The sequence below is a fragment of the Microcoleus sp. T2B6 genome (genome assembly GCF_036700475.1).
Lineage (GTDB): Bacteria > Cyanobacteriota > Cyanobacteriia > Cyanobacteriales > Microcoleaceae > Microcoleus.
On sequence record NZ_JAUBOZ010000033.1, the window covers coordinates 50744 to 62385 of the forward strand.

12 protein-coding genes are annotated in these 11642 nt (G+C 45.6%); 7 read left to right on the forward strand and 5 right to left on the reverse strand.

The window, feature by feature from the left end:
• The first annotated feature begins 46 nt into the window (after window positions 1-46).
• The 3 genes from QUA00_RS16310 to QUA00_RS16320 are packed head-to-tail and all read left to right on the forward strand — an operon-like array spanning window position 47 to window position 2923.
• Window positions 47-364 (forward strand): hypothetical protein, encoded by a 318-nt coding sequence (locus QUA00_RS16310; protein ID WP_333305828.1) that lies wholly within the window; start codon window positions 47-49, stop codon window positions 362-364.
• Window positions 321-1244: a transposase gene (locus QUA00_RS16315; RefSeq protein WP_333138259.1), complete on the forward strand. Its 924-nt coding sequence runs from the start codon at window positions 321-323 to the stop codon at window positions 1242-1244. Before QUA00_RS16310 ends, QUA00_RS16315 begins: the two co-directional genes overlap by 44 nt.
• A 35-nt stretch (window positions 1245-1279) precedes the next feature.
• Window positions 1280-2923 (forward strand): GTP-binding protein, encoded by a 1644-nt coding sequence (locus QUA00_RS16320; protein WP_333305830.1) that lies wholly within the window; start codon window positions 1280-1282, stop codon window positions 2921-2923.
• Between the two features lie 117 nt (window positions 2924-3040).
• On the opposite strand, the gene QUA00_RS16325 is transcribed toward QUA00_RS16320, so the two are convergent.
• Window positions 3041-4174 carry an adenylate/guanylate cyclase domain-containing protein gene (locus QUA00_RS16325; protein WP_333410235.1) on the reverse strand — a complete coding sequence of 378 codons (1134 nt, stop codon included), beginning with the start codon at window positions 4172-4174 and terminating at the stop codon, window positions 3041-3043.
• Window positions 4175-4345: 171 nt separating this feature from the next.
• The gene (locus QUA00_RS16330; protein ID WP_333410236.1) at window positions 4346-4498 is read right to left on the reverse strand and encodes a hypothetical protein; all 153 of its coding nucleotides are present in this window, start codon (window positions 4496-4498) and stop codon (window positions 4346-4348) included.
• A gap of 449 nt (window positions 4499-4947) precedes the next feature.
• Between QUA00_RS16330 and QUA00_RS16335 the strand changes: the two genes are divergently transcribed.
• Window positions 4948-5877 carry a phosphoribulokinase gene (locus QUA00_RS16335; RefSeq protein WP_333138251.1) on the forward strand — a complete coding sequence of 310 codons (930 nt, stop codon included), beginning with the start codon at window positions 4948-4950 and terminating at the stop codon, window positions 5875-5877.
• Between the two features lie 75 nt (window positions 5878-5952).
• Here the strand turns inward: QUA00_RS16335 and QUA00_RS16340 are convergent, their stop codons facing one another.
• On the reverse strand, window positions 5953-6141 hold the full coding sequence (locus QUA00_RS16340) for a hypothetical protein (RefSeq protein WP_333138249.1): 189 nt from the start codon (window positions 6139-6141) through the stop codon (window positions 5953-5955).
• A 110-nt stretch (window positions 6142-6251) separates the two neighbouring features.
• On the opposite strand from QUA00_RS16340, the gene QUA00_RS16345 reads away from it, so the two are divergent.
• Window positions 6252-7232, forward strand: a complete 981-nt coding sequence (locus tag QUA00_RS16345; protein WP_333138247.1) for an ABC transporter ATP-binding protein — start codon at window positions 6252-6254, stop codon at window positions 7230-7232.
• Between the two features lie 569 nt (window positions 7233-7801).
• On the opposite strand, the gene QUA00_RS16350 is transcribed toward QUA00_RS16345, so the two are convergent.
• Both QUA00_RS16350 and QUA00_RS16355 read right to left on the reverse strand, forming a co-directional pair.
• A complete protein-coding gene (locus tag QUA00_RS16350) occupies window positions 7802-9469 on the reverse strand; it encodes an ATP-binding protein (protein WP_333410237.1) in 1668 nt (555 codons plus the stop codon).
• Window positions 9470-9648: 179 nt separating this feature from the next.
• Window positions 9649-9933 carry a hypothetical protein gene (locus tag QUA00_RS16355; RefSeq protein WP_333410238.1) on the reverse strand — a complete coding sequence of 95 codons (285 nt, stop codon included), beginning with the start codon at window positions 9931-9933 and terminating at the stop codon, window positions 9649-9651.
• 180 nt (window positions 9934-10113) lie between these two features.
• Here QUA00_RS16355 and QUA00_RS16360 point away from each other — a divergent pair, with 180 nt between their 5' ends.
• Window positions 10114-10443 carry a pentapeptide repeat-containing protein gene (locus QUA00_RS16360; protein WP_333300175.1) on the forward strand — a complete coding sequence of 110 codons (330 nt, stop codon included), beginning with the start codon at window positions 10114-10116 and terminating at the stop codon, window positions 10441-10443.
• 96 nt (window positions 10444-10539) lie between these two features.
• Window positions 10540-11642: M23 family metallopeptidase (locus tag QUA00_RS16365; protein ID WP_333410239.1), on the forward strand; the 1103-nt coding region annotated here is incomplete at its 3' end.

Genomic DNA, 11642 nt, shown 5'->3' on the forward strand with positions numbered 1-11642 from the left:
CTGCCAATACGCTACAATAACAACAGCAAAACTTCACTTATTGAAAATGTCCCAAGTTCTTACAGTCTCTTGCAAATTGGAAGTATCGCAGCAGCAGGTTGAAAAGCTGAATGCGGTACTGACTGCCTTTGCAAAATGCTGTGAGTACGTGAACACCCATACACCCGAAAAGCTGACGAATCAGATTGCTGTTCAGTCCTTGATTTACAAGGAAGCGCGATCGCATTCTGGGCTGTCTGCTCAAATGACGATTCACGCAATTCGTAGAGTTTGCGCTAATCGCAAAACGGCAAAGCAAAAGGGTAAGCCCGTTAAGAAGTTTGCCCCCACTTCTGCCACTTACGACGCGAGAACTTTCACATAGAGGCGAATCGGATTGGTTGGTCAGCTTGACCATGCTCAAGGGCAGAGAAAAGTTTAAGCTGCACATTGGTAATTACCAAAAACACTTGCTGCAAGGACAAGACCCCAAAACGGCAACTTTGGTAAAGCGCAACGATGGTAGCTTTTATCTGAACATTCAGCTTGAGTCTGAGCCACCAGAGAAACAAAAGACTGATGATGTCTTGGGTGTTGATTTGGGACGCACAGACATTGCTTGTACATCTGCTGGAGAGAAATTCAGTGGCAAACAGGTAACACAAGCCAGAGACAGATATAGCCGTGTACGGGCTTCGTTACAGCGTCAAGCGTCCAAAGGCACAAGGTCTACTCGTAGAAGGGCGAGACAGATTTTGCAACGGTTGAGTGGACGAGAACGGAGATTCCAGACATGGCTGAACCATACCATCAGCTATCGACTGATCCAGCAAGCCAAGACATCAAATCAGGCTATTACCCTGGAAGACTTGACCGGAATCAGAGAGCGTACCAATGAACTGCCACGGTCTAAAACAGAACGGAGACGCAGCAATAGTTGGGCGTTCTACCAGTTGCGCCAATTCCTGACCTATAAAGGCGTGAAATTTGGCGTTGATGTAAGACTGGTTGATCCGCGCTATACCTCCAAAACTTGTCACTGTTGCAAGGTGATTGGCAATCGCCAAGGTAAGCGGTTTGAGTGCCTGAATGAGCGATGCGGATGGATTGGCGATGCCGATGTGAATGGAGCAAGAAATATTGCTACATTGGGGCAGATCGTAAACCTGCCCGGAGGTTCCGAGATAATGTCCTGCTCTTTGCAGGAAGTTGTCTTGAGGGCTACTGAAAGCCCGCACTCTATGCAAAGCATGAGTGTCGGGTAGTTTACAGCATAACCCTTTTATTTGCCACTCCCCTCATGCCTTTGCCGCGCCTGTTAACCTTAATTGCTGCTTTCTGCCTCACCCTGGGGCTGATTATTGGGCTGGTGAGTTCCTTAACAGGGCTTTACAGTCAAGTTGCGTGGTCTGCTTCTCCGCTGCTGGCTAATTTGCTAATTTTCCTGATAATTGTACTTTTGGGAACGCTAATTTTTGCGCTGGTTTACTATTTTAGGCTGCTGCAACGCCCTCAGAAAGTTAAGGGAAAACGGCCGATTACTCCGAAGATTCCTGTTGTGAAAAGTGAAGCAGCTTCGGAAAATCTCAAAGCAATCAGGCAACAAGTCGATCGCATTCAAGATGAAGTAGCGCGGCAAGCTTTGCTGTTGAGAGCCCGCGAAATTGAAGCTAGCATGGCTCGTGGCAGCGTTCGAGTAGTGGTTTTCGGCACCGGTTCTGCGGGCAAAACTTCCGCTGTGAATGCGCTGGTGGGGCGGATGGCGGGACAGGTGGGCGCGCCGATGGGAACTACCGAAGTTGGGGAAACTTACACTCTGAAATTGAAAGGAATCGATCGAGAATTAGCAATTACCGATACCCCAGGCATCTTGGAAGCGGGAGTTGCGGGAACTTACAGAGAGGAATTGGCGAGGCAGTTGGCGGCGAGGGCAGATTTGATCTTATTTGTTTTGGACGGCGATTTACGCAAATCCGAGTACGAACCGCTGCGGACTTTGGCGGAAATTGGCAAAAGGTCGATCGTGGTTTTTAATAAAGTTGACCTTTATCCCGACACCGACAGAGATGAAATTCTCGATCGACTGCGGCAGCGAGTCAAAGGTTTTGTATCAGCAATGGATGTAGTAGCCATTAGCGCCAATCCGCAAAAAGTTGTACTAGAAGACGGCACAATTTTTCAGCCAGACCCGGATATTATGCCATTAATTCGGCGCGTCGCTGCGATTTTGCGAGCCGAAGGCGAAGACTTAATTGCGGACAATATTTTGCTGCAATCTCAGCACTTGGGAGACCAAGCGCGCAAGTTAATTGATGCTCAAAGAAGGCGGCAAGCTGATAAAGCAGTAGAGCGCTTTCAGTGGATCGGAGCCGGAGTAATTGCTGTAACGCCTTTGCCAGTTGTGGATTTGTTAGCGACAGCAGCAGTTAACGCTCAAATGGTAGTAGAAATTGCTAAGATTTACGGCTGCGAATTAAACATCGATCGCGCGAAAGAACTGGCCTTGTCTCTAGCAAAAACCCTAGCAAGTTTGGGAATAGTTGAAGGCGTAATTCAAGTAGTGTCAAGGGCGCTGCAGTTAAGCGTAGCCGGGTTTGTACTTGGCAAAGCAATTCAAGCAGTCAGTGCGGCTTATTTAACCAGAATTGCCGGTAAAAGTTTTATTGAATATTTCCGCCATGACCAAGATTGGGGCGATGGTGGCATTGCCGAAGTCGTGCAAAGGCAGTTTCAGTTAAATCGGAAAGACGAGTTTGTCAAAGCATTTGTCAAAGATGCGATCGCCCGCGTTGTCGAACCTCTGAACATTTATCAGCAGGAATCGGAACCCGAATTAGAAATGTCAGCGGAATTGGAACCAGAAATAGAACCAGAATCCTTGTATCAGCCGCCGCAACAAGACGATTGGGAAACTTACAGCAACAAACGCAACGATGAGTGGTAATTGGGAATGGGGAATTGGGAATGGGGAATTGGGAATTGGGCATTGTCAACTGTCAACTGTCAACTAAGAGGGCGGGCACAGGGGCACCGCCCCTACCAACTGTCAACTGTCAACTGACTAATTTCGCGCCCCTAACAAATAAACCATCATTTCTCCTTTACCTTTAATCTCAACAGCACCGCGCTTTTTAAACCAAAATTTATCTTTCAAACGATCGTAAACCGCAGCAGTCACCTGAATTTCCCCCGGAATACCGCTTGATTCCATGCGCTGAGCAACATTTACTGTATCCCCCCACAAATCGTAACTAAATTTAGTTAAACCAATGACTCCCGCCACTACCCCACCAATATTTATCCCAATGCGGAGACTAAAGTTGTGATTGTTTTCGACATTGAAGCTAGTGAGAGCAGCTTGCATATCTAGTGCCATTTGGGCAATGGCAAAAGCGTGATTTTCCTGCGGTTCCGGCAAACCGCCAACTACCATGTAAGCGTCACCCATAGTTTTGATTTTCTCCAAACCGTGCCCTAACGATAACTCGTCAAATAGACTAAAAATTTGATTCAGAACTTTCACCGTTTCTGCCGCAGTTTTTTGAGAGGCAAAATTCGTAAATCCCACCAAATCGGCGAATAAAACACTGACATCCGAAAAGCTGTCAGCAATTATGCTTTGCCCCTCCTGCAAGCGCTCTGCAATCGATTTTGGCAAAATATTTAATAGCAATTCTTCAATTTTTTCTTTCTGAGACTTGGTTGTTTCCAAAAGCAACCGCGTTTCCCTTTCTGCCTGTTCCCGATAGGCGATTTCCTGCTGCAACATCAGATTGTTCTCCCTCAGTTGCAACTCTAGTTCCCGCAGCCGCAATTGATTTTCTACCCTAGCGATTACCTCTACGGTTTGAAAAGGTTTAGTAATGTAGTCCGCCCCGCCAGCATTAAAGGCTTTCACCTTCTCAGAAGCTTGTACCACAGCACTCAGAAAAATAATGGGAATGCCACGAGTGCGATCGCTCGCTTTCAAGCGACTGCAAACTTCATAGCCATCCATATCGGGCATCATAATATCCAGCAAAATCAAGTCAGGCTGAGCCAAATCCACAGCATCGAGTGCCAGTTGACCGCTAGATGCAGCTTCTACTTTATAGCCTTTCCTGGATAAGATCAGCTCCAGTAACAATAAATTGTTAAGACTGTCGTCCACAATTAAAATACTGCCCCTTAATTTTTCTGAAGATGGTTGATTCATCGGCTTGCTACGGGCTTAGTTAAACTTAAAATTTGTTTTAATTTATAAATTACGCACGGATGCGTCCAAACCTATTTTTTTCACGGAAAGACGCATTGCTGAAGGCAAGCAAGAGGAAAAGAAAACAGGTTTGTGATTGCATGATCGCCTCCTGAACTCACATTTATTATACTAATTTGTCAAAACAGCGAAAGCTGGGGCTAAAACTTCATATTGCGGATAAATTCGATCGCCCTGGGCGTCGATTGATTGACTGGCGAATTGATGCACTGCTTGCTGGCTGGTTTTGAAACCAAAAATATCCCACAAGCCCCACCGCTGCAATTGGCACTACAAAAGACAAAAGAGACTACCCGGACACTTTGCAGGGATAATTTGCGCGAAATTCTGACAAGAGTTGGATTCAAAAGTACGATCGACATCTTGGGCGGTTGAGAAATGGGCGTGATTTTTTAATCAGATGCTCCCTGAGTCTCCGGTGCCGCATTATATTAAGAAATATAACAATAATTTTACAGATTGGGGAGACTCCGGGGGGGATCAAGTCAATCGATTTTAGATTTTAGATTGTAGATTTTAGATTTGAAGCATTGACCCCACGGATAAATTCGGGGGCTCCTTTATCGGATACAGGTTTTTTATTTCTCCACAGATGAATCCGGGGGCTTGTATCCTGGATGCTTTCGGTCGAACCGAGCGATCGGATCGAACACAACTTTGATAAGATGTAAGATTGACAACAAAATTTGCTATTGTGCGTCCGGGTAAAAACAATGAGCGATCGACCAATTATTCTCGGTATTGTCGGAGACAGCGCAGCGGGCAAAACCACCCTGACGCGGGGAATTGCCCAAGTATTGGGGCCAGAAAATGTCACTGTGATTTGCACTGACGACTATCATCGCTACGACAGAAAGCAGCGGGCAGAAATCGGAATCACAGCATTGCATCCCGACTGCAATTACCTCGACATCATGCAGCAGCATCTCAGCCTGCTGCGTACCGGACAAGCAATTCTCAAACCCATCTACAACCACACCACAGGTACATTCGACCCACCGGAATACATCAAGCCCAGCAAATTTGTCATAGTTGAAGGTTTGCTGGGTTACGCAACCCGAACAATCCGCGATTCTTACGACGTAAAAGTGTATCTTGCTCCTCCCGAAGAGTTGCGAAGTCAGTGGAAAGTTAAGCGCGATGTCATGAAGCGCGGTTATACTGAAGAACAGGTGCTTGCAGAAATAAAAAAACGGGAACCGGACTCTGAAGACTTCATTCGTCCTCAGCGCAAATCGGCCGATGTTGTAGTTAGTTTTTACCCGCCCGAAGCGGACAATGAATCGAATTTGAGCGTCCGTTTAGTGCTCAGACCTACAATTCCTCACCCTGATTTTACTGAAATTTTAGGTCGAGGCAGCGAGAGTTTTAAACCTGCAATTCGCTTGGGACTCGATCGGGATATGGGCAAACCTGTTGACGTTTTGGAAGTAGACTCCCACGCTACCAGCGAGCAAGTAAACGAACTGGAAATGATGTTGTGTAGCGAGTTGCCACACCTGCGGGGATTTTGCTCCGCCCAAGGCAACCCGGAAATTGGCAAACTTATCGGCACAACGGGCGAAGTTTTGCAAAGTTACCCGCTAGCTTTGACGCAGTTGCTAGTTGCATATCACATGATGAAAGCAATTCATGTCTATTAGTTAGTTGGCAGTTGTTGGTTGTTAGTTGTTGGTTGTTATTGCAAGGATTAATAACCAATAACCAATAACCAATAACTAATGTAGTCGCAAAGTCGGGTTAGTAGTGCCTAATTGCTGAAGTGGCATGGAGACTGGCAACTGACTTTGAGGTGCGGGCAGCATTTCGCCTCGGAAGTCAAGGAGGGTGACGAGCAGCAGGTAGGCAACTGCTAAAACTATAGAAATCACCCCAGTGATAATAGCAATAATTTTTGAACGATCCATATTTAGCAAATTTTAACTACAGCTAATATTAGTTTAACATTAAAAATAGCAATTATTACTTAACTTGTGCAATAGAATATAATCAGGTGCTAGTTATTTCTGTGACAAAAATGGAACCTCTTGTAGATGCGCCAAATCCCATAGAGATGCCCAGAGCTACCCCAGTGGTGGAAACATTTAATCTGGGGAAGTTCTACCGTACCGGCTTCTGGATGAATGAAAAAATTGAATCGCTCAAAAATTGCACTCTGACTGTCTCTGAGGGGGAAACTTTTGGGTTATTAGGGCAAAATGGAGCGGGGAAAACTACGCTGCTGAAAACTTTGCTGGGTATAGTGCGCCCCACTTCTGGCCGGGCGCTGCTGTTGGGGAAGCCTTTGGGCGATCGCACTGTGAAGCAGCGAGTCGGCTATTTGCCAGAAAATCCCTATTTTTACGATTATCTCACGGGCTGGGAATTCTTGCAATTTGCGGCGGGGTTATTTCAAATTCCCCCCTCGATTCAGCGGCAGCGAATTCCGAATTTGCTAGATTTAGTTGGGCTATCTCAATCGGCGGCAATTAAAAAACAGTTGCGCCAGTATTCTAAGGGAATGCTGCAACGGATCGGCATGGCTCAAGCTTTGATTAACAATCCCGATGTGGTATTTTTAGATGAGCCGATGTCGGGTTTAGATCCGATGGGGCGCTATCAGATGCGGGAGATAATTTTATCGCTGAAAAATCAAGGAAAAACGATTTTTTTTAATTCGCATATATTGTCTGATGTGGAGAAGATTTGCGATCGAGTGGCAATTTTGGCGAAGGGTGAGTTAATTTGCATTGGTGCGATCGACGAACTCCTCGGCAATACTGAAACTTACCGGGTTGAAGGTAGGGGCGGACACTTGAATATCCTGAAAAAATGGATACCGGATATGGAAGTTGATGATGATTTGTGGTACGGCCATTTGCAGGGCACTCCGAAGGAGTTTATTTCTAGTCTGAGCGGTACGGGAGGGCAGCTAATTGGGATGAATTTGGCTAAGCCTAGTTTGGAAGATTTTTTTATGCAGCAACTGCAAGAAAGAGGGATTTATTCTAGTGGTTGAAGTATCTTAAAAGAGGTAGATTGGGATTGATGGTGGCGCGGGGGCGGGTTTACGAGATTGTGGGTTTTGGGCAATTATTGTCGGTGAACCCGCCCCTACAAAGTTATTAATAATAGTGAAAGATATCAGTTTAATCTCACATTCTGCGCCATTGTCATGGCTCCTGTAGGGGCGGGTTCACCAACAGATTTAACGGTGCAGACAGGTTAAATAAACCCGCCCTCTCCAGGTTTTTATAGTTATTTTGAAAGAGGTAGATTGGGATTGATGGTGGTGTGGGGGCGGGTTTATGAAATTGTGGGTTTTGGGCAATTATTGTCGGTGAACCCGCCCCTACAGAGTTATTGAAAATGGTGCAATATATCAGTTTAATCTCACCTTCTGCGCCATTTTCATACATCCTGTAGGGGCGGGTTCACCAACAGATTTAACGGTGCAGACAGGTTAAATAAACCCGCCCTCCAGGTTTTTCTAGTTATCTTAAAAGAGGTAGATTGCGATTGATGGTGGCGCGGGGGCGGGTTTATGAGATTGTGGGTTTTTGGCAATTATTGTCGGTGAACCCGCCCCTACAGAGTTATGTTTTTTACTTCCGTTAACAATGGCAACGGTAGATTTGCACATACTAACTCTGCACAATTCCACTGCCGCAGATACTCACAAACTTCAGAAATAATCGCATTTGCTGCATCTAAATCTTGTGCTTGAGAAGCATGATAGTGCGCTCTGATTAGGGGCTTAATATCCTCGATATCTTGCCATTCAGATTTAGGTTTGAGGGGAATGCTGATATAATAATTATAGGCTTGGCTGTGGGCGGTACGGAGATTTTCAGGGTTTTGACTTAGCAGGTACTCGCCCTTTTCTCGGACTAGCGGATGCAAGTGATAGGATTTGAGTTGGCGATCGTAATATAGCAATTGTCGGCGCTTGAGTGCCTGAATAATATTTTCTTTAAGTTCATACTTGCTGAATTCTGGCATTTGAGCGCTAATTCCTGCAAAAGATAGCGGATATTCTGAGGTTTGATAGACCGAAATTCGGCTGAGACAAGTTTGCTCGCCGTCGCCCAGACGCGCTATCATTTCATCGATCGCTCTTTCAATGTCTCGAATCAGCAACCAGTCTCTCTGGTGCAGAAAAATCCCGACATTTCCCTGAAACTCGGTATCGTCTCGAATCAAGGCTGCGACGAGTTGTAAGGCTTTGGGATGTCCACAATAGCGATCGCACATTTCGGCTAATTCTTCTGGATTTGCAGTCAGATTAAAAGATTGCAATAGGGCAACTGCGGCATCTTTATCCAATCCGTTTAGCTGGATTTCGCGGGTGACTGTTGACGGCAATTCGGCTAAGCTTTCGCGACTGGTGAAAATAATTTTGCTTTGATGTTCTGTTTCTAATAGTTGTTTGAATAACCAAGCATATTCTGCACAATCCTCTGCGAAATAACCAGCCGCTTTTGCCTCTCCTGCTTTCAAAAGTGTGTCGGCGCGATCGAAAACGAGTAAGCAAGGTTTTTCTCTGAGGATTTTGAGCAGATTTTCGGTTTTTTTGCCACAGTCACTTTGAGGATTGACGGCTGCGGTAATGTCGCCGTTGGAGAGGGTGAATAGCAGCGAGTCAATTGTGCGATCGAAGGGGGGTGCTTTGCCTGTTGCAGATTGCAAGGATTGCCAAGCGGCGCAGGTGAAGGGCGTATTTTCTGTGTGGAGTTGGCGAATTAGTTGGCTGACGAGGCTGGTTTTTCCGATTCCCGGTAATCCGACAATTGAGATGGCGATGGGAACCCCCCCAGCCCAGGGCGGGCACGGGGGCAGGGGCGGGCACGGGGGCACCGCCCCTACAGTGTGGGGTTCAACAATTAGGGTTTTTAAGATATCGAGTTCTTGTGTGCGCTGTACCCAATTTCTGACGGGGGGTAAGTTTTCTGGGAGGGGGAAAGTGCGATCGGTTTGGTTTTCTAGGGCGATATCTGCGATCGCGGCTGATAGTAATTCTGGTTCTTGAATTTCCCGCGCAACAATGTCTTGCCAGTTTTTCACACCTACAGCTTTGCAAATGTGTATAAAAGTCTCTCGTCTAATTGGTTGCTGCGTCCAAAATCGTTTTAAAGTTGCTTTTGAAGTAAGAGCAGCCTGACACCAGAGCTCATCTGCTTTATTCCATCCGAGATTGCGTCTTACCATGTCAATGATTTTTAGCCCTTCTTCGGATGCTCTGAGCAAACCTGCCATTGCTACTCCTCTACGGAAATTCTGCCTTAGTAAATAATGTTACATGATTTGGTGAGCCAAAAAGTGAGCCAAATGAGCCAAATGAGCCAAGTGAGCCTTTGATGTTGAGCCAAATGGTGAGCCGTTAAGCCTATACAGATTCAGGATTGTGGAGTATTGTGAAATGATGTGTTTGGTTGTCAGGTACGTTTGACGGTGCATCTGGCGGGCGATCGGGCATACAGCTTATCTGCTGTTGGAGCAATGTAAAGTTTTATTACAAAAACTGGGCGAACTGCATAAAAAGCAGAGGAAGGCCCTGATAGATATCTAGGAAGGCTTGCAAGGCGGGCTTTGCTGGTTTTGAGGCAACTATATTTGTGAGGAGATGGGATTATGCAATTACTGACAGATGATGTGTTGTTGGGTAGTGCAGTGGATGCAAGTGCGATCGCTACTGCTAAAAGCAATTCTGTTGGCTTCATATCATTGTGCTTAATTCATTTGCCATGTTGAAAAGTTTACACAATCGACACCGTAATTCTTCTTTTTTAGGCTTGTTACTTTTGGAAGTATTCAAGTATCTTGTGTTCCCAATTAGGGTAGCCGAAGCTACCACGTATTCTGTAATACCTACTTCAGAGACGAATAATTGGGTATGTTATATGCAAAAAGGAGATGGTAGAGTGGTGAATCTAACAAGCCTATGTGCCCCCAAAACTCTAAATCCACTAAGGCAATTGTTAACAACTAAGCAATGTCATAAGTGTAATTTGAGCGGTGTAAATTTGAGTGAATCCGACCTACATGATGCTAATTTAAGTGGTGCAGATTTGACGGGAGCCAACTTAAAAGGAGCTAATTTGTTAGGTGCAGATTTGACGGGAGCCAACTTGAAAGGAGCTAATTTATTTGGTGCTAACTTAGCTGGTACTCTTCTAAAGAGCGCTGACCTTAGCGGTGCCACAATGCCTGACGGCACAATAAACCAGTAAAAACAATTACAGGTCAGTCAGACCAACACTTAAATTCAATTGCGATCTTACTAAAAATCACGCATTAGATCGCTTGTCCTGTATTAGCAATGAACCATGAAATTTTTCAATCTACCCAAAATCTGGATGCGCTTGCTGATCGCCTTTACAATAGCTATATCCATACCCCTTCTGTGGGAAGTAACACATGGCAGTAGCTTGGCACAAGTTTTAGTCCAACCAAGAGTTCGGAGGATAGGTCTTCCGTTTAAGGCAGGTCAATATTGGTATGTTTGCCAAGGTTACAATCAACCAACAATTAGTCATGGAAATACTTTTGCTTTTGACTTGTCTTTTGCAAAAAACAGTTTTAGACCAGGAGGAACAGGATGCCAACCAGGTACAAATAGTGCGTCCAACAACCAACCAGTTTTGGCACCTGCAACAGGAAATGTAACTTACATTAATGGTTGGAATGAATTTGTCTGTCTATCGCCTGAATCTGGGGGTGGGAGCCTATTTATTGGTCATTTAAATCCTGCTAGCAGAGTGAAGCCTGGACGTGTAGAAGAAGGAACTGTACTGGGTACGGTAAATCCAGAAAGATCTACTCCCAGCGGATATGCTCACATACACATTGAGCCACGTAAAAACCCGTCATGTACCGGTGGTATAGCTGCGTCAGTGCCTCTTGACGATGCCAATAGCTTTCGGTTCTATGAGTCGCCTAATCTACCAAATACAGGAGCCCGTAACCAGCATTATGGAACTGAGTTAGTAGGTCAGATGAGGCTTGAACCAAGGTTCCGTACTGTTAATGACTGGGCAACAAAACGCGGTTACAGAGGCGGTTATCCAAACTTCCATTGGACTAATTACGGAAAAGGGCCTGTTTACGGTTCAATGCTAATAAAAACTTCGGCAGCAGATTGGAGAGATATACCAGCTAGTGAATTAGGCAACCCTAAAACCCCAGAAGAGCGGTTTCGGGCTGTGAGTGACTGGGCAGCAAGAAATGGCTACAGAGGAGGATACCCAAACTTCCATCAGGCTAATTACGGCAGAGGTGTTGTCTACGGTGCTGTTCTAATCAAACGTGAAGCAGCAGACTGGCGGGACATCCCAGCTAACGAGTTGGGAAATCCTAAAACCCCAGAAGAGCGGTTTCGGGCTGTGAGTGACTGGGCAGCAAGAAATGGCTACAGAGGAGGATACCCAAA